The organism is Streptomonospora nanhaiensis (assembly GCF_026642255.1).
Taxonomy (GTDB): domain Bacteria; phylum Actinomycetota; class Actinomycetes; order Streptosporangiales; family Streptosporangiaceae; genus Nocardiopsis; species Nocardiopsis tropica.
In genome coordinates this window covers 6,637,622-6,661,461 of sequence record NZ_CP113264.1, presented here as the reverse complement: position 1 = coordinate 6,661,461, position 23,840 = coordinate 6,637,622, and the positions used below count along the sequence as shown (strand labels likewise).

At 73.9% G+C, this 23,840-nt stretch carries 20 protein-coding genes and 2 tRNA genes; 15 read left to right on the top strand and 7 right to left on the bottom strand.

What is annotated here, in order from left to right:
* Positions 1-516: 516 nt before the first annotated feature.
* Positions 517-1,119, bottom strand: coding sequence for a response regulator transcription factor (locus tag OUQ99_RS28745; RefSeq protein WP_267946887.1), 603 nt, complete (start codon positions 1,117-1,119; stop codon positions 517-519).
* Positions 1,116-2,273, bottom strand: a complete 1,158-nt coding sequence (locus OUQ99_RS28740) for a sensor histidine kinase (RefSeq protein ID WP_267946886.1) — start codon at positions 2,271-2,273, stop codon at positions 1,116-1,118. The genes OUQ99_RS28745 and OUQ99_RS28740 overlap by 4 nt, the downstream gene beginning before the upstream one ends.
* Positions 2,274-2,585: 312 nt before the next feature.
* Between OUQ99_RS28740 and OUQ99_RS28735 the strand changes: the two genes are divergently transcribed.
* Both OUQ99_RS28735 and OUQ99_RS28730 read left to right on the top strand, forming a co-directional pair.
* Positions 2,586-3,740 carry a sensor histidine kinase gene (locus OUQ99_RS28735; protein WP_267946885.1) on the top strand — a complete coding sequence of 385 codons (1,155 nt, stop codon included), beginning with the start codon at positions 2,586-2,588 and terminating at the stop codon, positions 3,738-3,740.
* Entirely contained in the window at positions 3,737-4,396 is a 660-nt protein-coding gene (locus OUQ99_RS28730) for a response regulator (RefSeq protein ID WP_267946884.1), read from the top strand. The genes OUQ99_RS28735 and OUQ99_RS28730 overlap by 4 nt, the downstream gene beginning before the upstream one ends.
* A gap of 79 nt (positions 4,397-4,475) precedes the next feature.
* Here OUQ99_RS28730 and OUQ99_RS28725 read toward each other — a convergent pair.
* Positions 4,476-4,560, bottom strand: a tRNA-Leu gene (locus OUQ99_RS28725).
* 143 nt (positions 4,561-4,703) lie between these two features.
* Between OUQ99_RS28725 and OUQ99_RS28720 the strand changes: the two genes are divergently transcribed.
* The 6 genes from OUQ99_RS28720 (at position 4,704) to tmk (ending at position 15,762) form a co-directional block, all read left to right on the top strand.
* Positions 4,704-6,026 (top strand): M20/M25/M40 family metallo-hydrolase, encoded by a 1,323-nt coding sequence (locus tag OUQ99_RS28720; protein ID WP_267946883.1) that lies wholly within the window; start codon positions 4,704-4,706, stop codon positions 6,024-6,026.
* A gap of 225 nt (positions 6,027-6,251) precedes the next feature.
* On the top strand, positions 6,252-7,289 hold the full coding sequence (locus OUQ99_RS28715) for a hypothetical protein (protein WP_267946882.1): 1,038 nt from the start codon (positions 6,252-6,254) through the stop codon (positions 7,287-7,289).
* Positions 7,290-7,449: 160 nt separating this feature from the next.
* The gene (locus OUQ99_RS28710) at positions 7,450-8,175 is read left to right on the top strand and encodes a chaplin family protein (protein WP_267946881.1); all 726 of its coding nucleotides are present in this window, start codon (positions 7,450-7,452) and stop codon (positions 8,173-8,175) included.
* A 347-nt stretch (positions 8,176-8,522) separates the two neighbouring features.
* Positions 8,523-9,911, top strand: coding sequence for a hypothetical protein (locus OUQ99_RS28705; protein ID WP_267946880.1), 1,389 nt, complete (start codon positions 8,523-8,525; stop codon positions 9,909-9,911).
* A gap of 637 nt (positions 9,912-10,548) precedes the next feature.
* The gene (gene topA, locus OUQ99_RS28700) at positions 10,549-13,392 is read left to right on the top strand and encodes a type I DNA topoisomerase (RefSeq protein ID WP_267946879.1); all 2,844 of its coding nucleotides are present in this window, start codon (positions 10,549-10,551) and stop codon (positions 13,390-13,392) included.
* 270 nt (positions 13,393-13,662) lie between these two features.
* Positions 13,663-15,762, top strand: a complete 2,100-nt coding sequence (gene tmk, locus OUQ99_RS28695; protein ID WP_267946878.1) for a dTMP kinase — start codon at positions 13,663-13,665, stop codon at positions 15,760-15,762.
* 145 nt (positions 15,763-15,907) lie between these two features.
* Here tmk and OUQ99_RS28690 read toward each other — a convergent pair whose 3' ends face one another.
* Complete coding sequence (locus OUQ99_RS28690; protein ID WP_267946877.1) at positions 15,908-16,165, bottom strand: hypothetical protein; 258 nt, start codon at positions 16,163-16,165, stop codon at positions 15,908-15,910.
* Positions 16,166-16,382: 217 nt separating this feature from the next.
* Here OUQ99_RS28690 and OUQ99_RS28685 point away from each other — a divergent pair, with 217 nt between their 5' ends.
* The 4 genes from OUQ99_RS28685 (at position 16,383) to OUQ99_RS28670 (ending at position 20,226) form a co-directional block, all read left to right on the top strand.
* Positions 16,383-17,564 (top strand): DNA polymerase III subunit delta', encoded by a 1,182-nt coding sequence (locus OUQ99_RS28685; protein ID WP_267946876.1) that lies wholly within the window; start codon positions 16,383-16,385, stop codon positions 17,562-17,564.
* Between the two features lie 255 nt (positions 17,565-17,819).
* Positions 17,820-19,376: an alpha/beta hydrolase gene (locus OUQ99_RS28680; protein ID WP_431061463.1), complete on the top strand. Its 1,557-nt coding sequence runs from the start codon at positions 17,820-17,822 to the stop codon at positions 19,374-19,376.
* 142 nt (positions 19,377-19,518) lie between these two features.
* A tRNA-Thr gene (locus OUQ99_RS28675) sits at positions 19,519-19,594 on the top strand.
* A 272-nt stretch (positions 19,595-19,866) separates the two neighbouring features.
* Positions 19,867-20,226, top strand: coding sequence for a hypothetical protein (locus OUQ99_RS28670; protein WP_267946875.1), 360 nt, complete (start codon positions 19,867-19,869; stop codon positions 20,224-20,226).
* Positions 20,227-20,457: 231 nt separating this feature from the next.
* Here OUQ99_RS28670 and OUQ99_RS28665 read toward each other — a convergent pair whose 3' ends face one another.
* Together OUQ99_RS28665 and OUQ99_RS28660 are read right to left on the bottom strand one after the other, a co-directional pair.
* Positions 20,458-20,613: a hypothetical protein gene (locus tag OUQ99_RS28665; protein ID WP_267946874.1), complete on the bottom strand. Its 156-nt coding sequence runs from the start codon at positions 20,611-20,613 to the stop codon at positions 20,458-20,460.
* Between the two features lie 84 nt (positions 20,614-20,697).
* Positions 20,698-21,531, bottom strand: a complete 834-nt coding sequence (locus OUQ99_RS28660) for an exonuclease domain-containing protein (RefSeq protein WP_267946873.1) — start codon at positions 21,529-21,531, stop codon at positions 20,698-20,700.
* A gap of 150 nt (positions 21,532-21,681) precedes the next feature.
* On the opposite strand from OUQ99_RS28660, the gene OUQ99_RS28655 reads away from it, so the two are divergent.
* Positions 21,682-21,900, top strand: coding sequence for a hypothetical protein (locus OUQ99_RS28655; RefSeq protein WP_267946872.1), 219 nt, complete (start codon positions 21,682-21,684; stop codon positions 21,898-21,900).
* A 37-nt stretch (positions 21,901-21,937) separates the two neighbouring features.
* The gene (locus tag OUQ99_RS28650; protein WP_267946871.1) at positions 21,938-22,327 is read left to right on the top strand and encodes a hypothetical protein; all 390 of its coding nucleotides are present in this window, start codon (positions 21,938-21,940) and stop codon (positions 22,325-22,327) included.
* A gap of 85 nt (positions 22,328-22,412) precedes the next feature.
* Here OUQ99_RS28650 and OUQ99_RS28645 read toward each other — a convergent pair whose 3' ends face one another.
* A complete protein-coding gene (locus OUQ99_RS28645) occupies positions 22,413-23,018 on the bottom strand; it encodes a hypothetical protein (RefSeq protein WP_267946870.1) in 606 nt (201 codons plus the stop codon).
* A 544-nt stretch (positions 23,019-23,562) separates the two neighbouring features.
* On the opposite strand from OUQ99_RS28645, the gene OUQ99_RS28640 reads away from it, so the two are divergent.
* Positions 23,563-23,799, top strand: a complete 237-nt coding sequence (locus OUQ99_RS28640; RefSeq protein WP_267946869.1) for a hypothetical protein — start codon at positions 23,563-23,565, stop codon at positions 23,797-23,799.
* Positions 23,800-23,840: the final 41 nt, after the last annotated feature.

The window sequence follows — 23,840 nt, the reverse complement described above, 5'->3', positions numbered from 1 at the left end:
GTTCAGGGATATCGACCGGGGCCGGTCGCGGGGCGTGATGCCGAACGGTCCGCGGGTGCTGTGCCGCGCTCGGGCGGGTCGGGCGACGGACAGCGGGCGAGAGCGGCCGCGGAGTGACGGGTCGGAGGCGGTGCGGCCGGTCACGGGAGACCGCAAACGGCCGACATCGCTACTTTCTGTGTTTGTGATATCACGATGTGGAGTCGATCTGGCGTTGGCCATGCCCCTGACGACGACCTGGTCGGCCAGGTTCCCCGTTTTCCCCGCGGCCCCCGAGCGGCTTGTCCGGCTGTTCGGTATTTGTTCGCCCTCCGGAGCGGCGCACCCGCCCGGCGAACGGGAAACCCCGGGTCCACGACCCGGGGGCGACCGGGATCCGGTGTGCGGACCGGCGCGCTCCGCCTCCCCCACCCTGCCCGGCTCCCGCCGCCCGGGGCCGCGGGCACGGTCCGGTCCCGGGCGGGCGCCCGACGGCGGCCGTGCCCGCCGGAACCGCGGGCGTGTCCGTCCGGACCGCTACAGCCAGTCGTGCTCGCGCGCGTACCTGGCCGCCTCGTGCCTGGTGCGCGTCTGGGTCTTCTGCATGGCGTTCGAGAGGTAGTTGCGCACCGTGCCCTCCGCCAGGTGCAGCCGGGCGGCGATGTCGGCGGCCGAGTACCCCTCGCCGGTCGCCCGCAGGACGTCCACCTCCCGGTCGGTGAGCGGGCAGTCGTCGATGACGGCGAGCGCGGACACGTCCGGGTCGATCCACCGCTTGCCCCCGTGCAGGGTCGCGACGACCGAGGCGATGTGCGCCGGCTCCGCCGACTTGCTGACGAAGCCCTGGACCCCCAGTCGCAGGGCCTTGCGCAGAACCCCGGGCCTGGCGTGCCGGGTCAGCATGAGGATCACCTGGTCCGGGAGCTCCCGGCGGATCGCCGCGACGGCCCCGAGCCCGTCCGTCCCGGGCATCTCCAGGTCGACGACGAGCACGTCGGGCCGGTGGCGGAGCGTGGCCTCCACGGCCTCCTCCCCGTCCTCCGCCTCGGCGAGCACGGTGATCTCCCCCTCCATGGGGAGCAGCGCGGCCAGCGCCTTGCGGAGCAGGGCCTCGTCGTCGGCGAGCACCACGGTGGTCATCGGTCGTCCTTCCGTGTCGGTGCGGGGCGGTGCGGCAGGGGGGAGGCGCCGGCGGCCGTGCGCGGGAAGCTCGCGGCGGTCAGGAACCGTCCGTCCTTGCGCTCCACCGTGAGTTCGCCGCCCTCGCCGGCCACGCGCTCGCGCAGGGTCGCGAGCCCGCCGAGCCCGGTGGGCGGGCCCTCCTGCGCGCCGTCGTTGACGATGGAGATGCCGGTCCCGGAGAGGGTGATCCACACCTGCCCGGCCTGGGCGTGCCGCAGGATGTTGGTGGTCGTCTCCCGCAGGACCTGGCCGAGCATCTCGCCCGCGCGGGCCTGGACCCCGCCCTCGCGGCGCACCTGGACGCGGATGCCGGCGGCCTCGAAGAGGTTCTTGGCGTTCTCCAGCTCCGCCGACAGGTTGAGCCGCCGCTGCGCGTGGGCGAGCGCCTTGGTCTGGGCGATGGTGTCGCCGACCAGGGCGTGGATCTCGCCGAGCTCCTCCTCCGCGCGGTCGGTGTCGGTGCGCACCAGCCGGCGGGCCAGCGCGGTCTTGAGCTTGACCACGTGCAGCGTGTGGCCCTGGATGTCGTGCAGGTCGCTGGCGAAGCGCATCCGCTCCCGGGCCACGGCCAGCTCGGCCTCGCGCTCCCTCGACTCCTCCAGCTCCGCGACGAGGCGCGAGACCATCTGGGTGAGGGAGGTGAGGACGACCGCCACCACGGCGATGCCCGCGGAGCCGACGACGTACTCCAGCAGGGTGTCGACGACCTCCCCCGGCGCGACCGCCAGCCTCGCCGCGAGGACCGCGGCCACGAAGCCGGCCAGCCCCAGCACGGCCGCCGTCCGGCGGCGGTGCGCCTGGTGCACGGCGACGGTCCCCACGACGGCGAAGCCGTAGGACGCGGTCGGTGTCTCCGCCACCAGGACCCCGAAGAGCCACACGGCCCCGGTGACGGCGAGGGCCGGGAACGGGACACGGGGGACGCGGCCCTCCGCCCACCGCGTGACGGTCACCGCCGCCGTCGCCACCCCCAGGGCCAGGACGAGGGCCTGCCACCAGGTCGGCGCGTCGATCACCACCAGGAGCGCCCCCACGGTGGAGAGCGAGGCGAACACGATGCCGAGGTTGACGGTGCGCAACTCCCCCCGGGACGCGTCGGCGTGCTCGGACATCGTGCTGGCCCCGGACCGGGACGGCGTCACCGGTACCCGCCCGGGGCGCGGACCGGGGAGGCCGGGAGGGGGCGGGGCCCCGGGCGGACGGGCGGACCCGCGGCCGCGGCGACCGCCGGCGGAACGCGCGGGCGTCTGGTGTCCATGCGGGGCTCTCCGGGATCGGCGGCGGGATCTCCCCCAGTATTCCCCCCGCCCGGCGGCGCCACCAGTGACACCGCGTCACGGGTCCGCCCGGGGCCGGGCGCACGGCGCGGCGGCCCCGTCCCCCGCCGCGCGGACGGGGGCGGATCCGCCACTACACTTCCTCCGGTGATCGATCTACGGCGGGCCGCGGAACTGTGGCGAGGCCTCGACGTCACGGTCCGGGACCTCCCGCTGGGACTGGTGTTCTTCGCCGCGTCGTTCGTGCCGTCGCTCCACAACCACGGGACGATGCTCGGGGGCGTCCCCGACCGCCCCTTCGACCTGCTCGCCGTCGTGGCGATCGCCCTCCAGTGCCTTCCGCTCGCCCTGCGCCGGCGGTGGCCGGCCGCCTCCCTCGCCCTGGTGTCCGCGGGCTTCGCCGTCGACCAGCTCATGGGCTACCACACGCTCGCCGGCACGGGGCTGGCCATCGCGGTGCTGAGCGCGGGCGCCCACCTGGAACGGCGCCGGCGCGCCACCGTGCTCGTCCTGACGGCCGCCTACGCGGTGCTGTGGGCGGCGCTCGCGCAGCTCGGCACGGGCGAGACGCCGGTCGGCTTCGCGACGTTCTACCTGGCGCTGGCCTTCGTGTGGGGCATCGGGGCGTGGCTGCGGTCCACCCGGGCCATGGAGGCCGAACGCCGCCGCCGCGTCGCCGAGGACACCCGCACCGCCGAGCGCACCCGCATCGCGCGCGAGCTCCACGACGTCGTCACCCACCACGTGACCGCGATGGTGGTGCAGGCCGAGGCGGCGCGCTACCTGACCGCGGACCCCGAGCGGCTCGACGGTTCGCTGACCGCCGTCACCGACACCGGCCGCAGGGCCATCACCGACCTGCGGAGCCTGCTCGACCTCCTCAACCCCGACCACGGCACCGGGGCCAGGACGCCCCCCGTCGGCCGGGTCCTCACGCTCGTGGAGCAGACGCGCCGGGCCGGGCAGCCGGTGGAGTTCTCCGAGGAGGGCGCCCCCGCCGAGTCGACGGGCGGCGCCGACCTCGTGGCCTTCCGGGTCGTGCAGGAGGCCCTGACGAACGCCCTCAAGCACGCCCGGGGCAGCCGCACCTCGGTCCTGGTGCGCCACGGCGAGAAGGAGATCACCGTGGAGGTCGGCACGGAGGGCCCCGGCCCGCGGACCGGCTCCCCCGGCGGGAGCGGGCGCGGCCTCGCCGGGCTCCGCGAGCGGGTCGACGTCCTGGGCGGCGACCTGGAGGCGGGACCCGGGCCGGAGGGCGGCTTCGTCGTGAGGGCGCGCATACCCGCGGGGAGCCGCTCGTGACCGCGCCGATCCGGGTCCTGGTCTGCGACGACCAGGTGCTGATCCGCACGGGGCTGGTGACGATCATCGGTGCCCAGCCCGACATGGAGGTCGTGGGCGAGTGCGGGGACGGGCGGACCGCGGTCGACCTCAGCGGCCGGCTGGGTCCGGACGTCGTGGTGATGGACGTGCGCATGCCGGTGCTCGACGGCATCGGGGCCACCCGCCTGCTGGCCGGCGCCGGGGTGCGCGCGCCCGTCAAGGTGCTCGTGGTGACGACGTTCAACCTGGACGAGTACGTCTACGAGGCGCTGCGCGCGGGGGCGAGCGGGTTCCTGCTCAAGGACGCGCCGCCCGGCCAGCTGCTGCACGGCATCCGGACCGTGGCCTCGGGCGCGGCGCTGCTGGACCCCGGGGTGACCCGCCAGCTCGTGGGAAGGTACGCCGCCCGTGTCCGGCCGACCGGGGGCTCCCCGGACGACACCCCGCTGACCCCCCGCGAACTGGAGGTCCTGCGCCTCATCGCGGACGGCCTCTCCAACAGGGAGATCGCCGGGGCCCTCGTGATCAGCCAGGAGACCGTCAAGACCTTCGTCTCGCGCATCCTCGCCAAGCTCGCGCTCCGCGACCGCGTCCAGGCCGTCGTCTACGCCTACCGCCACGGCCTGGTGGCCTGAGGGGCCGCGGGCCCGCCGCGGGTCCGGCCGACAGGGCCCGGGCAACAAAAAAGGCCCTGGTACCAGGGCCTTCTGTTTGTGTCCGAGGGGGGACTTGAACCCCCATACCCTTAACGGGCACTAGCACCTCAAGCTAGCGCGTCTACCTATTCCGCCACCCGGACCGGGTGTCCGGCGCCTGCCGCGCCGTACAGGTCAACCATAGCAAAAGTCTGGGGTGGCACGAACCAGGTTTTCCGCCGGGGGGCCTCCATGGCAGGGTCGGGGTGACAGCACGGCAAAAGGTGCGGCTGGACGGGAGCGTCAGATGGCAGAGCCAGACAGGGTCCTGAGCGCGGCGGAGGTGGAGGTCGTCGACCTGTGCCGGGAGCTCATCGAGTTCGACACCTCCAACTACGGCGACCATTCGGGGCCGGGGGAGCGCAAGGCGGCGGAGTACGTCGCCGCCAAGCTCGACGAGGTCGGCGTCGAGTCGAGGATCTACGAGAAGCACCCGGGGCGCAGCAACGTCGTGGCCCGGATCACGGGGGAGGACTCCACCCGCCCCCCGCTGCTCATCCACGGCCACCTGGACGTCGTCCCCGCGGCGCCCGAGGACTGGACCCACCACCCCTTCGCGGGGGAGGTCGCCGACGGGTGCGTGTGGGGCCGCGGCGCGGTCGACATGAAGAACATGAACGCGATGGTCCTGGCCATGCTGCGCCAGCGGCTCCGTGAGGGACGCCGCCCCCCGCGCGACATCGTCCTGGCCTTCCTCGCCGACGAGGAGGCGGGCGGCACCTGGGGCGCCCAGTACCTCGTGGACGAGCACCCGGACCTGTTCGCCGACTGCGACTCGGCGATCAGCGAGGTCGGCGGGTTCTCGTTCACGGTGAAGGAGGACCGCCGCCTCTACCTGGTGGAGACCGCGGAGAAGGGCATCGCCTGGATGAAGCTGACCGCGCGCGGCACGGCCGGGCACGGTTCGATGACCAACAGGGACAACGCCGTCACCGAGCTGGCGGAGGCGGTCGCGCGGCTGGGCCGGCACGAGTTCCCGCTCGACCTCACCCCGACCGTGCGGACCTTCCTGGAGGAGATCTGCGAGGAGTTCGGCATCCCCTTCGACGAGAAGGACGTCGACGCCACGGTCGCCCGCCTGGGTCCGATCTCCCGCATGATCGGCGCCACCCTCCGCAACACCCTCAACCCGACGGTGCTGGGGGGCGGGTACAAGGCCAACGTCATCCCGGGCGAGGCCACCGCCCAGATCGACGGCCGCTTCCTGCCGGGCACCGAGGACGCGTACTTCGCGAAGATCGACGAGCTGCTCGGCCCGAAGGTCGACCGCGAGTTCATCCACCACCTGCCGGCCGTGGAGACGCCCTTCGAGGGCGGCCTGGTCAACGCCATGTCGGAGTCCCTGCTGGCGGAGGACCCGGGGGCCAAGGCCGTCCCCTACTGCCTCTCCGGCGGGACCGACGCCAAGAGCTTCTCCCGCCTCGGCGTGCGCAACTACGGCTTCGCGCCGCTCAAGCTCCCCCCGGAGCTGGACTTCGCGGGCATGTTCCACGGCGTGGACGAGCGGGTCCCGGTGGACGGCCTCCAGTTCGGCGTCAGGGTCCTGGACCGTTTCGTCGGATTGAGCTGACCTCGACGCGTTTTGCGGTGTCGTGCCTGGTGAACCGCGCCGAAAACTTTTTCGGCGCGGTTCACGTTTCGGTGTTGCATCACCCAACGTGATGCTACGGTTGCTTTGAGTTCGAGGGTGTCGTGGTTCTCCCTCCCGCCTCCGTGCGGGTCGGAGCGGCACCGGTACGACCGTGGCGGCCCAGCCGCACGGGACCGTCCAGCGGCAGCGAAACGAGAGGGCGTCATGGTGCTCACGGGCAGGGGGTGGCTGGTGTCGACCGGTCGCGCTGCCTGTGTGTCCCGCAACGCCTGCGCCCGTCTGCTGCTCCTGTCCGGCATCGTCGCCGTCGCTTGGCTGGCCGGGGGGATCGGTGTCGCCCACAGCGACACCGCTCCCGGCTCCGACGGCCTCGTCGACCGCGTCATGGGCGTCGGCGACACCGCGGAGGACGCCGGCCGGGCCGCGACCCAGGAGCTTCGGAAGACCCGGGTCTCCGACGCCGCCGCCGGTGCGGGCTCCGCGACCGGTTCGCTGACCGGGGCCGTGGCGCCCCGGGCCGCCGCCCTTCCCTCCCGCGCCCTGGACGAGACGGGTGTCTCGTCCGCGCTGGAGGAGAGCAGGGCGGGAGCCGCGGCGGCCAGGGTCGTGGACGACACCGCGGCCACCGTGGACGGGACCGCCCGCGGCGCGGGAAGCCTCGTCGGCGGCATCGCCCGCACCGGTCAGGACGTGGTGCGGTCCACCGACGGCTCGCTGCGCGACAGCGGACTCGTGGACACGGTCGCCGCCGGGCTGACCGAGTCCACACGGGTCGTCCAGGGCGGCATCGACGGGGCCGCGAACGCGACGGCCCCCCTGGGCCTGCCCGTCCTCGCCGCCACCGACGAACTCCCCATCGACCCGGCCGGCCCCGCCGTCGAGCGCGCCGCCGCCGAGACCGCTCGGGGCGCCGATGCGCCCCGTCCCGGTACGGCGGTGGACACCAGCGCTTCCGCGGTGCCGTCCGCATGGAGTTCGGCCGCCGTCGAGGCGGCCGAGCGGGTGCATGACGACGACCCCGGTGAGCGCATTCGCCTCATCGGCGGAGGCGGCTCGCACCATTCGGCCGGAGCGGACGCCACCGGCGCCGCCGCCCCGTCCTTCCCCGCGCCCGGCGCCGCCGGGTTCCTGATGGCCCGGGCCGCCCACCTGGCTCCCCGTGCCCAGCGGGTCGCCCTTCCCGGCGACCCCACCCTGGTCGTCCGCGACGCCGCGGACGACCCCAGCTTCGCCCCCGACTAGCCGCGTCCCCGACCGCGGCCGGTCCGTGCGCTCCCGCACGCAGCCGTCCCGCCGACTCCGGCGGGCGTGCCTTCTCACCGGCTTTCCCAGAGCCTGAAGCTCTCCGACCGCGGTCACACGTGTAGCCAGCCGATCCTTCTCGCTGACATAAGGACACGCGATGACCCACGAGACACAAGCACGTATCGCCGCCCTGGTGACCGCCGGCTTCATCGCCGCCACGGCCGCCGCCACCGCCGGAACCGCCTACGCCGACACCGTCACCAGCGGAAACGGCTCCATCGGCGGAGGCAACCAGCTCAACGCCGACCTCGACGTCCCGCTGAACGTCTGCGGGAACGCGATCGCGATCCTCGGCCTCGCCGGCGCCCAGTGCACGGACTCCGGAGCCGCCGTCATCGAGGACAAGTCGTCCTCCGTCCGAGGGCCGAAGGGCGGCTACGAGGGCGCGGAGGAGGCCCCCGGCGGGGAAGCCCCCGGCGAAGAGGCCCCCGGCGGGGGGTCCACCGAGGGGGAGAACCCCGGGGAGGAGGCCCCCGAGGGTGAGGACCCCGGCCAGGGTGTCCCGCCCGAGGTCCCCGAGGACCGTGAGGGGCTCGCCGAGGAGAGCTCCGCGCCGGTGGACGAGCAGCCCGCGCCCGACCCGTCCGCCTCCCCGGCCGGACCGTCCGCGGAGCAGCCCGGCCAGCAGTCCTTCGAGCAGTCCGCGGAGGAGCGGTCCGAGCAGACCTTCGGGCAGCCCGCCGAGCAGGGCCCGGGTGCGGAGCTCGCGGTCACCGGCACCGACTCCACCGGCCTGTTCGGCCTGGTCGCCGCCGCGGTCGCCGCGGTCGCCGCCGGGGCCGGCCTGGTCGTGGCGGGGATGCGGCGCAGGGCCCGCTCCTGATCGGCTCCCCGGGCCGCCCCGCGCGGCCCGGGGGCTGACGCGAGTCCCGTAGCACCGGCCGAGGCCACGTGCTCGGGGTTCACGTCAGCCGCCGCCCAACCAGGGCGGAGCTGATCGACGGGGCGCGCGCGTCACCCGCAACCAGCGGGCGCCGACCGCGGCGCGCTCTCCTGAACCGGCCGGCACGCACCGCCCAGGTGTGAGGCCGTCCGGATGATCCCCGGCCCCGGCCGGAGGCCTGCACCCCACCCAGGGATGTGGCACGGCCTGTTGCCCGAGCACAAGCACGCACAAGCACACCTGTTCTCTTCAACATGTCTTCATGTCTTCTCGAAAGGACTCCCCACATGCGTAAGTGGGCCAGCATCTCCGCGAAGTCCGCGCTCATGGCGGCGGGATTCGTCGCTCTGGGCACCGGCGTGGCCTTCGCCGACACCGAGCCCGTGACCTCGGGCAACGGTTCGATCCTGGGCGGCAACCAGGCGGTCGCCAACCTCGATGTCCCGGTCAACGTCTGCGGGAACGCGATCAGCGCCGTCCTGGGCACGTCCGGCGCCCAGTGCACGGACTCCGGCGCCGCCGTGGTCGACCACCACAGCGGCGAGGTCGCGACCTCGGGCAACGGCTCCGTCCTGGGCGGCAACCAGCTCGTGGTGGACGGCGACGTCCCCGTGAACGTCTCCGGCAACGCGATCGCCGCGGTGGGCGGCATCGCGGGCGCCGCGGCCACCGACACCGGCGCCCTGGTCCACGAGGGCGGCCACCACGGCCACCACGGTCACCACGGTCACCACGGTCACGACGAGCGCGGCCACGCCCACCAGCAGGGCCACGACGGCTACGACGTCGTGCACCAGGGCCACGAGCACCACGGGCACGACCACGACCCGGACGTCGCCACCTCGGGCAACGGCTCGGTCGCGGGCGGCAACCAGCTGGTCGCCGACCTGGACGTCCCGGTCAACGTGTCCGGCAACGCGATCAGCGCCGTGGCGGGCGTCGCGGGCGCCGCGGCCACCGACACCGGCGCCCTGGTCCACGAGGGCGGCGGCCGTCACCACCAGTCCGCCCCCGCCGGGCTCACGGCGATGGACCTGGTCAACGAGGCCGTCTCGAACGCCAGCATCCTGCCCGACACCTCCGGCGTGGACGCGGGCATCCTGCGCCAGTCGGCCGAGCGCGAGCACCAGTCGGGCGTCGCGACCTCCGGCAACGGCTCGCTCGTGGGCGGCAACCAGCTGGTCGCGGCCCTGGACGTCCCGGTCAACGTGTCCGGCAACGCGATCGGCGCCGTGGGCGGCGTCGCGGGCGCCGCGGCCACCGACACCGGGGCACTGGTCCTGGAGGAGGAGCCCCACGTCGCCACCTCGGGCAACGGCTCGGCCGTGGGCGGCAACCAGCTGGTCGCGCACGCGGACGTCCCCGTCAACGTGACCGGCAACGCCGTCGCCGCCGTCGCGAGCCTGGCGGGCGCCAGCTCCACCGACAACGGCGCCGCGGTCGTGCACCAGAGCGCGACCGAGCACCAGTCGGGCGTGCTGCAGGACGCCCCGGTCGTGCGCGACCTGCCCGAGATCCCCGTCTCGCAGATGCTGCCCGTCGACTACACCCTGAGCGAGACCACGCACCAGGCCGTGGCGGAGCACGCTCCCGAGCACGTGGACCAGCTGCCCGCTCCGGCTCCGAGCGTGGACCCCGTCGGCGCCCTGCTCGGCGCCGCGGGCGTCGGCCTGTAGCGACCATCGTGGGGTGGGCCCGGGGGCCCGCCGACCGGCCTGGAGGGTGACGGCGCCTCGTTCCGTTTGGAACGCGGTGGACTGCGAGGTGCCCAATCCCACAGGACGGCGGTGGCCCCCGGGCGGGACCCCGCTCCGGCACACCGGTGCCGTGTGCGTCCGCAGAGCAGGTTGAGTCGCCTCCGCACTCCCGTTCCGTTTGGAACGCGGTGGACTGCGGGAGGGTGGAGGTGACGACGCCGGCTCAGGACGTGAGCCGAGTCCTCCCGGGAATATCCGGGAGGACTCGCCGCATTCTGGGGGATATCGGCACTCGGACGTTTGTAAGTGTGACCGAAGTCACTCGCAAGACGGGTTCCGGGTGCTCGACGAAGGCGGCGACCGTTGACCGACGGGCGTTGCCAGGACCGCTCGCGTACGCTACGGACCGGTACCGGTGCGCGAAGCGCTTATTCTGCGGATGCCGGTGGGTGTGAGCCGGGCGCCCTGCCCGGGGCGGTGGACCCCGCACACGCGGAGAGGGCCCCGCACGCCCATCGACGGGGGAGTGCCTGGAGTTTCGGTTACTGTCGGTTCCCACGGGAACCGACAGACCGCGGCCGGATAGATCACGTAAGGCTAGACGTAGGGGAACAGCGTGCCACCCACGAAGGGCAGCGCCGGCAAGAACGGCTCGAAGGACAGCGGACGGCAGGGGGCGGGCACCGCTCTGGTCATCGTCGAGTCGCCCGCCAAGGCGAAGACCATCGCCGGTTATCTGGGGCGCGGCTACGTCGTGGAGTCCAGCATCGGCCACATCCGCGACCTGCCCAACAAGGCCGCCGAGATCCCCGCCAAGTACAAGGGGGAGTCCTGGGCCCGGCTCGGCGTGGACGTCGACGGCGACTTCGAGCCGCTCTACGTCGTCAACGCGGACAAGAAGTCGCACGTCAGGAAGCTCAAGGAGCTCATGGCGGACGCCGACCTCCTCCTGCTCGCCACAGATGAGGACCGCGAGGGCGAGGCCATCGCCTGGCACCTGCTGGAAGAGCTCAAGCCCAAGATCCCCGTCCGCCGCATGGTGTTCAACGAGATCACCAAGGACGCCATCCAGCGCGCGGCGAGCAACACCCGCGACCTGAACACCCGCCTGGTCAACGCACAGGAGACCCGGCGCATCCTGGACCGCCTCTACGGCTACGAGGTCTCCCCCGTGCTGTGGAAGAAGGTCATGCCGAAGCTCTCGGCGGGCCGCGTCCAGTCCGTGGCCACCCGGCTGGTGGTGGAGCGCGAGCGCGAGCGCATGGCGTTCACGTCCGCCGAGTACTGGGACCTCAAGGCGCTCTTCGACGCGAGCGAGGCGGGCGTCCCCGAGGGGCCGGCGACCTTCCCCGCCACCCTCGTCTCCGTGGACGGCACCCGCGTCGCCGTCGGCCGCGACTTCACCCCCCAGGGCGCGCTGCGCTCGGACCGCGGGGTCCGCCAGCTGGACGAGGCGACGGCGCGCGGCCTGGCCGAGCGCCTGGCGGGGGCCGGGTTCTCGGTCCGCTCGGTCGAGCGCAAGCCCTACCGCCGCTCCCCGTACGCCCCGTTCCGCACCACGACCCTCCAGCAGGAGGCCTCGCGCAAGCTCGGGCTGTCCGCCAAGCAGACCATGCAGGTCGCCCAGCGGCTGTACGAGAACGGCTACATCACCTACATGCGCACCGACAGCACCACGCTGTCGGACAGCGCCGTCGGTGCGGCCCGCTCCCAGGTGCGCAGCCTGTACGGCGGCGACTACCTCCCCGAGAAGCCGCGCGTGTACGCCAAGAAGGTCAAGAACGCGCAGGAGGCGCACGAGGCGATCCGCCCCGCGGGCGACGCCTTCCGCACCCCCGCCTCGACCGGCCTCTCCGGGCCCGAGTTCCGGCTCTACGAGCTGATCTGGAAGCGCACCGTCGCCTCCCAGATGAAGGACGCGGTCGGAGAGTCGGTCACCGTGCGCATCGAGGGGACCTCCTCCACCGGGGAGGTCGCCGAGTTCAGCGCGACCGGCAAGATCATCACCTTCCACGGCTTCCTCAAGGCCTACGTGGAGGGGTCCGACGACCCCGCCGCCGACCTGGACGACCGCGAGCGCCGCCTGCCCGCGATGGCCGAGGGCGACCCGCTCAAGGCGCAGAACCTGGAGGCGGAGGGGCACAGCACCCGGCCGCCCGCGCGCTACACCGAGGCGTCGCTCGTCAAGGAGCTGGAGGAGCGGGAGATCGGCCGCCCCTCCACCTACGCGTCGATCCTCGGCACCATCCTCGACCGCGGCTACGTGTTCAAGAAGGGAACGGCGCTCGTGCCGTCCTTCCTGGCCTTCGCCGTGGTGCAGCTGATGGAGCGCCACTTCGGCAACCTGGTGGACTACGAGTTCACCGCCCGCCTGGAGGACGTGCTCGACGACATCGCCCGCGGAGAGGCGGAGAGCCTGCCCTGGCTGCGCCGCTTCTACTTCGGCGGGGAGGACACGGAGGGCCGCCGGGAGACCGGTCTCAAGGAGCTCGTGGGCGACCACCTCTCCGAGATCGACCCCAAGGAGGTCAGCTCCGTGCCCCTCCCCGGCACCGACATCGTGCTGCGGGTGGGCCGCTACGGCCCCTACCTGGACCGTGACGGCGTGCGGGTGAACGTGCCGGAGGACCTGGCGCCGGACGAGCTGACCGAGGCCAAGGCCGAGGAGCTCTTCGCCCAGCCCAGCGGCGACCGCGAGCTGGGGACCGACCCGGAGACCGGCCGCCCCGTCGTGGCCAAGACCGGCAGGTTCGGCCCCTACGTCACCGAGGTCATCGAGGAGCCGGAGGAGGCCGAGGGAGAGGCCAGGCCCAAGCGCGCCAAGGCCAAGGCCAAGCCCCGCACCAGCTCGCTCCTGAAGTCGATGAGCCTGGACACCGTCACCCTGGAGGACGCGCTGCGCCTGCTGTCGCTGCCCCGCGTGGTCGGCGAGATCGACGGCGAGGAGGTCACCGCGCAGAACGGGCGGTACGGCCCCTACCTCAAGAAGGGCACCGACAGCCGCTCCCTGGAGACCGAGGAGCAGATGTTCACGGTCACCCTCGACGAGGCGCGCGCGATCTTCGCCCAGCCCAAGCAGCGGGGACGCCGCGCGGCGACCCCGCCCCTGCGCGAGCTGGGCGAGGACCCGGTGTCGGGCGCCAAGATGGTCGTCAAGGACGGCCGCTTCGGCCCCTACGTCACCGACGGGGAGGTCAACGCCTCCCTGCGCAAGGACGACCAGGTCGAGTCGATCACCGACGAGCGCGCCTCGGAGCTGCTGGCCGAGCGCCGCGCCAAGGCGCCCGCCAAGAAGAAGCCCGCGGCCAAGAAGGCCCCGGCCAAGAAGCCGGCCGCCAAGAAGGCGACGGCGGCGAAGACCGGCACGACCACCAGGACGGCCGCCAAGAAGGCCCCGGCCAAGAAGACCGGCGTCCCCCGCGCCTCCGCCGAGGAACCGGCGGAGGGGAACGGCCCGTAGCCGCCGCAGGGCCCCTCCTCCGGCCGCGGCCACAACCGAAGAACACCGCTCACCCGGGCGTCCCCCGAAGGGGAGCCCGGGTGAGTACTATCTCCGTGTCCGCACCGGGTGGGCCGTCTCCACCCCTGTTCGGCAATGATCTTCCGTACTAGTGTGGGCGTGACTCCCGAGGACGCAGAATCGTGTGCGCCCCCCGGCGTCATCCACCGAATTCTGGGACGGATCCCGTGTCCGTCGTTCCCTTTCCCCCTCACCGATATCTTGAGCGCTATGAGCAGATCTGCACCCGGAGCGCCAGTCGAGGCGCGAAACGTCCTCGCGATCACACCCTTCCGCAGGCTGTGGATCTCGCTTTCCCTCTCCAGCCTGGGCGACTGGCTGAGCCTCCTGGCCCTGATGTCCCTGGCGGCGATCTTCACCGCCGGCGGTTCCACGCTCGTGCAGTACGCGGCCGTCAGCGGCGTCGTGGTGATCAAGCTCGCCCCGCCGATCCTGCTGAGCCCGCTGGCCGGGGCGGTCGCGGACCGCCTCGACCGCAAGTGGACGATGGTCGCCACCGACGTCCTGCGCGGCCTCCTGTACGTCTCGATCCCCGTCGTGGGCCTCCTCGTGCCGGGCTTCGCCCTGGAGTGGCTGCTCATCGCCAGCCTCCTGGCGGAGCTCGCCGCCCTGTTCTGGACGCCGGCCAAGGACTCCGCCGTCCCCGGCCTGGTCCCCCGCAGGCTGCTGCCGCAGGCCGAACGGCTGAACCTGCTCACCACCTACGGCACGGCCCCGGTCGCGGCCCTGCTGTTCGCGGCCCTCGCCTCGGTCGGCAACGTGCTCGGCGCGCTGCTGCCCTCCATGGCGAGCCCCGAGGCCGACATCGCCCTCTACCTCAACGGCCTCACCTTCTTCGTCGCGGCGGCCGTCGTCGCCGTGCTGCCGATCCCCGGGCACAAGGCCTCCGGGGACGGCGGGAGCGGCATCCGCGACAGCGGGATCCTCCGCGCCGTGGCGACGGGCCGCCGCCCCGGGGGCGAGTCGCTCCCGCGCGGCCTCGTGGCGGGCCTGCTCGGATCGCTCGCGGGCGGCGCCGCCGTCATCGGCGTCGCGCGCGTCCACCTCGAGGCGCTGGGCGCGGGCAACGCCGGTTTCGGCGCCGTCTTCGCGGCGGTCTTCGCGGGCATGGCCCTCGGCGCGCTCGCCGGGCCCCGCGTCCTCAAGCAGTTCAGCCGCAGGCGCCTGCTCGGCCTGAGCGTCGCCCTCTCCGGCCTGGCCCTGCTGTTCACGGGCGCCGTCGGGGACACGGTGCTCATCGCCGTCCTCGCGGGGCTCCTCGGCGTGGGCGCGGGCATCGCCTGGGTCACCGGCCTGGCGCTGCTCGACGACGAGGTCGGGGACGAGAACCGGCAGGGCGCGGTCGTCTTCGTGCACGGCGCCGCCCGTGTCGCGCTGCCGGCCGCCATGGCGCTGGCGCCCCTGCTCGCCGGGCTCGTCGGCGACTACGCGATCCCGATCGGCCCGCTCACCTACGACCTGCGCGGCGGCGGCGTCGTCCTGATGGCCTCCGGCCTGCTGGTCGTCCTCGTCGCACTGTTCTGCTACCGCCTGATGAACAAGGACCGCCCCGACGCCGGCCCCGGCCTGCTCCCCGAGCTCTTCGCCGCCCTGCGGGGCGTCGCGGTCAGCGACGGCGAGGGGGAGGCGGCCGTCCACTCCGGCGCGTTCATCGTGGTCGAGGGCGGTGAGGGCGCGGGCAAGTCCACCCAGGTGCGCGAGCTGACGGTGTGGCTGCGCGAGCAGGGCTTCGAGGTCATCGGCACCCGCCAGCCGGGGGCGACCAAGCTGGGCATGCGCCTGCGCGGTCTGCTCCTGGACCGGGAGAACTCGCACATCACCCCGCGCGCGGAGGTGCTGCTGTACACCGCGGACAAGGCCGACCACGTCGAGCAGGAGATCCTGCCCGCACTGCGCCGCGGCGCGGTCGTCATCAGCGACCGCTACGTGGACTCCCTGCTCGCCTACCAGGGCGCGGGCCGCGACCTGTCCGTCGAGGACATCCGCGACATCAGCTCCTGGGCCACCCAGGGCCTGGTCCCCGACCTGACGGTACTGCTGGACGTGCGGCCCGAGGACGGGCTCGCCCGCCTGGGCGGTCCCGCCGACCGCATCGAGTCCGAGTCGGTGGAGTTCCACTCCAGGGTCCGCAAGGGCTTCCTGGAGCTGGCCAAGGCCGACCCCGACCGCTACCTCGTGCTGGACGCCCGGGAGCAGCAGGACAAGATCACCCGCGAGATCCAGCGCCGGATCCGCTCCGTCCTGCCCGACCCGGTGCCGAGCGGCGCCGAGGCCGTCACGGGCATGATCCCGGTGATCAGGGCCGACTGAGGGGGACGCCCGGCCCGGAGGGCCGGGACACGACGGACGGGGGGAGGCCCCGGCGGACCGCCGCCGGGGCCTCCCCCCGTCCGGTCCGCCGGTCCGGGACGGTGCGTGCCCGGCGCCCCGGAGGGCGCCGGGCACGGGTGGTCCGTCAGACCGGGAGGAGGACGGCGACCCCGATCGCGACGAGGGCGACGAGCGCCACGACCACGCAGCCGAGGACGATCGCGGCGACCCGGTCGGCGGCGGACATCCCGCGCCGCGGGGGCTCGGGCGGGGCGAACGAGGGGCGGCCGGAGCCCTCCCCGAAGGGCGACCCGCCCTCGTGGAGGGAGGCGTCCAGCCCGGGGCGGGACCCGGGCTGCGGCCGGAAGGAGGGGGAGGGGGAGGGGGAGGGGGAGTGCGTCAAGGGGGACTGCTCCGGATCTTCTGCGGGGGACGGTGAGGAGGGGTGTGGCTGGACCGCGGAGGTCGGGGGACCGCCGCGGCGGCCGTACGCGGAGCGGGCGCCGGGCCGTGACGGCACTACGCTATCCACCCCCTGCGGGCCTGTGGACGACGGCCCGGGCGTCGGTGGCGACTCCTATCCTGGGAGCAGACATCAGCGGTGGTTCTCGGGGGGAAGCGTGACGGTCTTCGACGACCTCATCGGCCAGCAGGCCACGGTGGGCCAGCTCCGACGGGCCGTGGCCGGGGCGTCGGACCTCGTCGCCGGGGGCCGGGGCACGGGCATGACGCACGCCTGGCTGTTCACCGGCCCGCCCGGATCGGGCCGCTCGGAGGCGGCCCGGGCCTTCGCGGCCGCGCTCCAGTGCCCCGACGGCGGCTGCGGACACTGCCCCTCCTGCCACCAGGTCCTCGCCGGAACCCACCCCGACCTGCTGTACGTGCGCCCCAGCGGTCTGAGCTTCGGCGTCGCAGCCACCCGCGACCTGGTGCTGCGGGCGGGCTCCAGGCCCTCCGGCGGCCGGTTCCGCATCGTGCTCTTCGAGGACGCCGAGCGCGCCACCGAGGCCGCCTCCAACGCCCTGCTCAAGGCGGTGGAGGAGCCCTCCCCCCGGACGGTCTGGCTGCTGTGCACGCCCGCGCCCGACGACCTGCTCGTCACCATCCGCTCCCGCTGCCGGCTGGTCACCCTCGCCACCCCCGGCACCCGGGAGCTGGTGGACGCCCTGGTCCGGCGCGACGGGGTCGACCCCGTGCTCGCCCAGGCGTCGGCGGTGGCCGCGGCGGGCCGGATCGACAGGGCCCGGCAGCTGGCCACCGACCCCGAGGCGCGCAGGCGCCGGGAGGAGGTGCTGTCCATCCCCGCCCGCCTCGACGGGCTCGGCGCGTGCGTCACCTCCGCCGCCCGGCTGTACGAGATCGCCGAGGAGGAGTCCAAGGCCCTCACCACGGCCCTGGACGAGAAGGAGAAGGACGAGCTGAGGACCGCGTTCGGCGAGGGTTCCACCGGCAAGGGCGTGGCCAAGGCCATGCGGGGCTCCGCCGGCGCCATGAAGGACCTGGAGGAGCGGCAGAAGCGCCGTGCCACCCGGATCAAACGGGACTCCTACGACCGCGCCCTGCTCGACCTGGCCGCCTTCTACCGGGACGTCCTGGCCCTCCAGCTGGGGGCCTCGGTCGAGCTGTCCACCGGAGAGCGCTCCGGCGACCTGGACCGCGTGGCGCGCTCCAGCACCCCCGAGACCACGCTGCGACGGATCGACGCCATCATGGAGTGCCGCGGACGCATCGAGGCGAACGTGCACCCCCAGATCGCCATGGAGGCCATGACCTCCGCACTCCTGGTCGACGGGAGAGCGTGAGCCGGGACGGTCCGGGGCGCCCCGGCGGGGCGCCGACCTGAGCGGACGCCCGCCTCCGGTACCCGCGCGCACGGCCGCGGCCGTCCGGATCCGGACCGGTCCGGAGCGGCAGGAGGCGGCCCCGGCCGCGGGTCGCGACCACCCGGTGGCCGCGACCCCGGGGCCGTGGGTGGACAGAGCCGCACGGCCGGGCCGGTGCGGAGCAGACGACGCGCCGGCCACCAGCGGCCGGCGGAAACGAGAGGGCGGACATCCGTGGCGACGAGAGTTCGGGGGGCACTGGCGGCGGCACTGGCCGGTGCGGTGCTGCTGGCGACCGGGTGCACGGGCGGGGAGGGCGCCCCCGAGGAGGGGAGCGTCGCAGCCCCCGACCCCGCACTGACCGACTTCACCGAGCAGGGCCTCGACTGGGGTGAGTGCGAGAGCGGGGCGGACGGCGCGGAGTGCGCGGTCTACGAGGTGCCCCTGGACTACGACGAGCCCGGCGGCGACCGTGTCGAGATCGCGGTCAAGCGGTTCCCCGCCGAGGGCGGCGACCGCATCGGCTCCCTGCTGGTCAACCCCGGCGGTCCGGGCGGCTCCGGCTACGACTACGTGGACCACGCCGCCTTCACGGTCAGCGACGCGGTGCGCCAGAGGTTCGACGTGGTCGGGTTCGACCCGCGCGGCGTCGGGCGCAGCTCACCGCTGACCTGCCTGGACTCCGAGGGGCTCGACGAGTTCCTCGGAGGGGTGGACAGCGTCGAGGGCGACGGCGACATGTCCGAGGTCACCGAGGCCGAGCTGGCCGAGCTGGAGGAGGACAGCCGCGGGTTCGTCGAGGCCTGCCGGGCCAACGACCCCGAGCTGATGCTCCACATGGGCACCGTCAACGTCGCCCGCGACATGGACATCCTGCGCGCCCTGGTCGGCGACGAGCAGCTGACCTACCTCGGCGCCTCCTACGGCACCCACATCGGGGCGCAGTACGCGGAGGAGTTCCCCGACCGGGTCCGCGCCCTCGTGCTCGACGGCGCGGTGGACCCCAGCCAGGAGCAGCTCGACCTCAGCGTCGCGCAGGCCACCGGCTTCGAGACGGCGCTGCGGGCCTTCGTGGAGGACTGCCTCGGACAGTCGGACTGCCCGCTGGGCGCGTCCGGGGACAGTGTGGAGGACGGCGTCGGGGCGCTGAGCGACTTCCTGGCCGACACCGCCGAGGAGCCGCTGTCCAACAGCGCCGACGACCGCGAGGTCAACCGGGCCCGCGCCGAGCTCGGCGTCCTCGCGGCCCTGTACTCCGAGAGCTGGTGGCCCCGGGTGCGCGAGGGGCTGGCCGAGGCGATGGAGAACGGCGACGGCACCGTGCTGATCCAGCTCGGCGACGACCTGTACAGCCGCGAGGACCCGGCCGCCTACGAGAACTCCACGGCGGCGCTCATCGCGGTGAACTGCTCCGACTCCCCGAGCCCGCGCGACGTCGACGCGTATGTCCGGGCCGCGGCCGAGGCCGGCGAGGAGTCGCCGATCTTCGGTCCGACGCTGGCCTGGGGGGCCCTGCCGTGCGCCTACTGGCCGGAGGAGGCGGTCACCCCGACCACCGGCCTGGACGGAGCGGGGGCCGCCCCCATCATGGTGGTGGGCACCACCCGGGACTCGGCCACCCCGTACGCGTGGGCCGAGGCGCTCGCGGGCCAGCTGGAATCCGGGTTCCTGGTGACCCGCGACGGTGACGGCCACACGGCCTACCGCATGGGCGACCAGTGCATCGACGACATCGTGGACGCCTACCTGGTCGACCTGACCGTTCCCGAGGACGGCATGGCCTGCGCCTGACCGACGGGGCCGGGGGCCGCCGCCCCCGGCCCCCGCGCCCCGCTCGCGGAGGCGGGACCGGCATGACCGCAAACGTGTACACGGCACCCGTCGGAAGGCGTTAGACTGGGACCGCTTCGCCGCGTGTGACACGCGGCGTCGCGCCGCCTTAGCTCAGTCGGCAGAGCGATTCACTCGTAATGAATAGGTCGTCGGTTCGATTCCGACAGGCGGCTCCAGCACAAACGCCACCCCGGACCGGGGTGGCGTTTCGCGTTGGTGGCCAATTGGGTGGCCAACGCCCGTTCGGCGAACAGGCCGCCCGTGGCGCCGGTCCCCGCGCCTCGCGCTCCGCGCCGGGGACCGGGGGCGCCAGGACCATGGCTCCGGCGCTCCGGCCCGGGGACGCGGTTCCGGGCCGACGCCGTCGACAGCCCTTGGTCAACAGATGATTACCCGCCGTGTCGGCGGCGTGGGGCTGTGCCGACGGGGACGCGGGTAGGTGCACGCCATGAGCCTGATGTTCATGCTGTTCGCGCTGCTCGGGTCCATCGTCGTGCTCGCCGCGGGTTCCCTCGCGCTGCGCCGCGTGGTGGCCTACCTGAACGACCGGCTCGTGGTCGAGGAGGCGACGGCGCCCCGGGTGGAGCCCGAACAGCATGTGGGCGGATACGTTCCCGCGCCGAGGGGGCAGGAGGACCTGCCGCACTCCCTGCGCACCCGCGTGCACGACCTGGTCGCCCTCGGTCGGGACGAGGAGGCGGTGCGGATGGTCCGCGAACGCCTGGGCGCCGACGAGGTCCGCGCCCGGCGGATCGTCGCCGGGCTCGGAGGCGACGGGACCGGCTCCAGGCGGGCTCTGGAGCCCTAGGTGTACCGGCCTGAGGGGCCGGTGGCCCGGGAGGGCCGCCTCCGGCCGCGCTGACCGCGCCGCCCGCGCTCGGACAGCCGGATCCGGGTCGGCCTTCGCCACCCGTCCTGCGGGAGGTGCCCGGCGACCGCTCGCGGCGATCGGCGCACACGGTTCCGTCACGGGCCGCGGGGGCGCGGTCAGGCCCGCGCCCCCGCGGTCGCCGCCTCGCGGTCCCTCCCGGCCCGGACCTCAGGCGCGCTGCCGGTTCTGGAGCCACCCCCACACGGCGGTGGCGACGAACAGGATCGCGCCGATGACGGCGAGCCAGACCAGCCCCTTGATCACCACGCCGATGATGGTGAGGATCAGCCAGATCGCCAGCAGTACCAGGATGAGGTAGACCATGTCGCCTCCTGAGGATGTGCGTTCTGTGGGGGTGGCCTACCCGTTCGCCGGGGTTCCGCACATCACGGGCCGCGGGGAGGGCCCTCAGGGCCAGGTGCCGTCCACCACGGTCCCGTGGTCGGGCTTGTTGCTGTCCATCCACGCCTGGCGGTTGCGGGCGTAGGAGAGGGCCCAGTCGACCTGGCGCCGGTGCAGCTCGGCGAGGTCCGCCGAGGCGAGCCCGGGGTGGCGGGCGCCGATCTCCTCGGCCAGGGCCAGTGCGGCGGAGGCGTCGCCCCGGGCCGTGTGGGCATCGGTCAGCTCCACCCCGTAGTACTCGCACATGGCGCCCAGGTTGCGCTTGCCCTTGCGGTAGGGCTCCACCCCGCGGTCGATCACGAGCGGGTCCACCACGGGGGCGGGAGGCCCGCCCAGGCGCTCCTCCAGGGAGGCCAGGCCGTACCGTCGCAGTTCGCAGGAGAGGACCCGCAGGTCGTAGGGGGCGTTGAAGACCACGAGGCCCTGGCCGGCGGAGAGCTGGTCGGCCAGGGCCCCGGCGATCTCCTCCAGGCACTCGGCGGCCGGTCGTCCCTCGGCGCGGGCCCGTTCGGTGCTGATCCCGTGGACCGCCACCGCTCCCGCCGGGATCTCCCGCTCGCCGGGGCTCACCAGCCAGGTGCGGGCCCTGCCCTCGCGGTCCACGAGGGCGGCCGACACCAGGAAGGCGGTGTCGGGGTCGCGGGAGGAGGTCTCGGAGTCGAAGCCGAGCAGGGGGGTGGTGTGCCAGCCGGGGTGCGCGCCCCGGGAGGGCGGGACGGGGCGCGGCTCGTGCTCGGCGCAGTAGGTGAGCCAGCGGCCGTCCCCCTTGAGGACGATCCCCTCGCCGGTACCGACGGCGACCTGGCAGGTGGTGCATGTCCCGGGGTAGCGGTTGCGCATGGATTCCTCTCGGCCGGATGGTCGGCACTGCTGTGAGCAGCGGCGATGTTCCATCGTAGAGCGGCTCTGCGACAGTCGGGGAGGGGGTGGGAGGGGCGGTGCCGGTGGGGCGCGTGTGTGCGGGGGCCTTCTTCTGGGGAGGGGAAGGGCATGAGTTTGGAAGAGGCATCACGTCAGCTGGAAGCAGCCATCCACGACGCACGGGTTTCCTTCGACTGCATCCTGTTGGAGGAGCTCGACCGCGCGCACACGAACGCGATCACCGCCAGAGCCGCGGTCGACGCGGCGGAGCAGGCCATCAGGGTGGAGTTCGAGAGGCGGGAGGCCGCCAAGGAGGACTCGTCGGAGACGACGGGGACCGCCGACTGACCCGCCGTCGAATCGAACATATTTTCGATCAAAGGGTATGCTGGTCGGCATGCCCGATCAGCCGCTGACGCCGGACTGGCCCGCGAGTGTTCACCCGCCCGGGTCGGACTCCTTCGAGCAGACCGCCCTCGTGTGGCTGTTCGACCACGTGCCCGCCGACTACCGGCTGCACGGGGTCCTGCGTCGTCATCCCGTAGCCCTCTCCCGGCTGGCCCGCCAGTACGTCTCCGCGGCGCTGGAGGCCGCCCGGGAGGGGTACCGGACCGCACGGGTCGACCTCCGCGACCACCTGCCCCCGCACGCGCTCGACCAGGTGATGAACGCCTACCTCGCGGAGGGGCAGCGCATGGCGGGGGTCCTGCGGTCGGTCGAGGCGGTCGACGCGGCGCTCCGCTCGGCCACCGGAGAACGGGGCGCGGATGTGTGAGCGCCCCGACGCGGGACCGCGCACGGGGGCGTTGTCCGGGCGCGGACGCCCCGGACACGGGACGGCGGCCGCCGCGCGCGGGCGATCAGGCGGTCACCCGGACCACCACGGCCACCTCGTCCCCGGTGTTCACCAGGAAGTGGTGTCCCCGCGCGGCCCCTCCCACGGGTGCGCCGACCACGCGGGCCCGGCCCTCGGCCAGTTCCGAGGCCGAGCGCATCTGACCGTCGGGGGCCGACGCGATCAGATGGGCGCGACCGCTGACCAGGTAGAGGACCTCCATGCCGTGCGGACGCGCGGGGTGGTCGGCGGGGCCGGACACGAAGCTGTTGGGTTCGAGGGCCACGGTGGTCACCCGCAGCCGGCCGCTCGCGTGGCGGCGGGCGGCGCGGGGCGCCGGCTGCCAGTGCCCCCGCCGGGTCGGCCACAGGGTGGGTCGGCGCAGCGAGGTCGCGGCGCCGCGGGCGGCCGCCACCAGCCGGCCCAGGGTCGGCAGACGTCGTTCGCCCAGGTGGGCATAGCCGGAAGGACGTCCGGCGTCCACCACGTCGCCGATCCCCTCCAGCGAGACCGGCCCGGGGGCCGGGGACGGGGTGTCGGAGGGGCGGCGGGCGGCCGGCGCCGACACGGCGGACGGCGGGGCCTCGGAGGACGGGAGAACGGCGGTGGGGTCGAGAGTGCGCTGGGGCATCGTGAGAGGATCTTTCCCGTGTGCGCGCCCGTGTGTCGGGAACGCGCGGATGTCGTCGGTGGGTCCCGGCGGGCCGGGCGGCAGGTGCGAGGTCTCCGCGCCTACGCGTGGAGACGGGAATCACCCTGCGGGATGCGCCCCGTGTCCGGACCACACGCCGAGGTGGTCGGATCGGAGGGGCACGCGGTCGAGCGACGGCGTACGGAGACGCCTCAGAATCGGCTCAGCGACGACAACACGGACACGCCGCACAGGCCAGGTGGCAGGGGGCCCCGGGGGCCGTGCGAGCCGTGGCGTCGGTGCGGGTGCGCGGATACATAGGTGCAAGGACACCAGCAAAGTCCGGGAGGAGTCAAGCCATCGTCGGGAATCGCGCGTGTCGGCCACCTCACCCCGGAGGAGCGCCGGGTGTGTTGCGGGTGGCGCTGCGCGGTGGTGACATGTGGAGCCCGAGTACGGCGTGCGAACACCGCCGGAGCGGGCACCATCCCCCAGCCGTAGTGACAGGAGCGGCCGTTATGGCATACCTCCCCAGAAGGCACAGTTGAACCCCGAGACCCCGGGGCTGTGGGCGCGTGTGCTCGTGCGCGCGCTCGTCGTCGCGGCCGCCGCGGTGATGGCGCTCGGCTTCCTCGGACCGGGCGCGGCCGTCCTGGTCGCCGCGCTGACCGCGCTGACCTTCGTGCTGCTGTGGCTGCGCGCGCGCCACCAGAGGTCCTCCCGGCCCCCCGGCGGAGCCCCCCGCCCCCCGGAGCCCCGGGGTCCCCGGGACGCGGACTGAGGGGCCCGCGCGCACCGGTTCCTTCGGTTCGACGGGCGGAG

Coding starts and splice junctions, on each gene's coding strand:
- OUQ99_RS28745 (WP_267946887.1), bottom strand. CDS start 1,119: ATGACCACCGTGGTGCTCGCCGACGACGAGGCCCTGCTCCGCAAGGCG.
- OUQ99_RS28740 (WP_267946886.1), bottom strand. CDS start 2,273: ATGTCCGAGCACGCCGACGCGTCCCGGGGGGAGTTGCGCACCGTCAAC.
- OUQ99_RS28720 (WP_267946883.1), top strand. CDS start 4,704: ATGGCAGAGCCAGACAGGGTCCTGAGCGCGGCGGAGGTGGAGGTCGTC.
- OUQ99_RS28715 (WP_267946882.1), top strand. CDS start 6,252: ATGGTGCTCACGGGCAGGGGGTGGCTGGTGTCGACCGGTCGCGCTGCC.
- OUQ99_RS28710 (WP_267946881.1), top strand. CDS start 7,450: ATGACCCACGAGACACAAGCACGTATCGCCGCCCTGGTGACCGCCGGC.
- OUQ99_RS28705 (WP_267946880.1), top strand. CDS start 8,523: ATGCGTAAGTGGGCCAGCATCTCCGCGAAGTCCGCGCTCATGGCGGCG.
- tmk (WP_267946878.1), top strand. CDS start 13,663: ATGAGCAGATCTGCACCCGGAGCGCCAGTCGAGGCGCGAAACGTCCTC.
- OUQ99_RS28670 (WP_267946875.1), top strand. CDS start 19,867: ATGAGCCTGATGTTCATGCTGTTCGCGCTGCTCGGGTCCATCGTCGTG.
- OUQ99_RS28665 (WP_267946874.1), bottom strand. CDS start 20,613: ATGGTCTACCTCATCCTGGTACTGCTGGCGATCTGGCTGATCCTCACC.
- OUQ99_RS28660 (WP_267946873.1), bottom strand. CDS start 21,531: ATGCGCAACCGCTACCCCGGGACATGCACCACCTGCCAGGTCGCCGTC.
- OUQ99_RS28655 (WP_267946872.1), top strand. CDS start 21,682: ATGAGTTTGGAAGAGGCATCACGTCAGCTGGAAGCAGCCATCCACGAC.
- OUQ99_RS28650 (WP_267946871.1), top strand. CDS start 21,938: ATGCTGGTCGGCATGCCCGATCAGCCGCTGACGCCGGACTGGCCCGCG.
- OUQ99_RS28645 (WP_267946870.1), bottom strand. CDS start 23,018: ATGCCCCAGCGCACTCTCGACCCCACCGCCGTTCTCCCGTCCTCCGAG.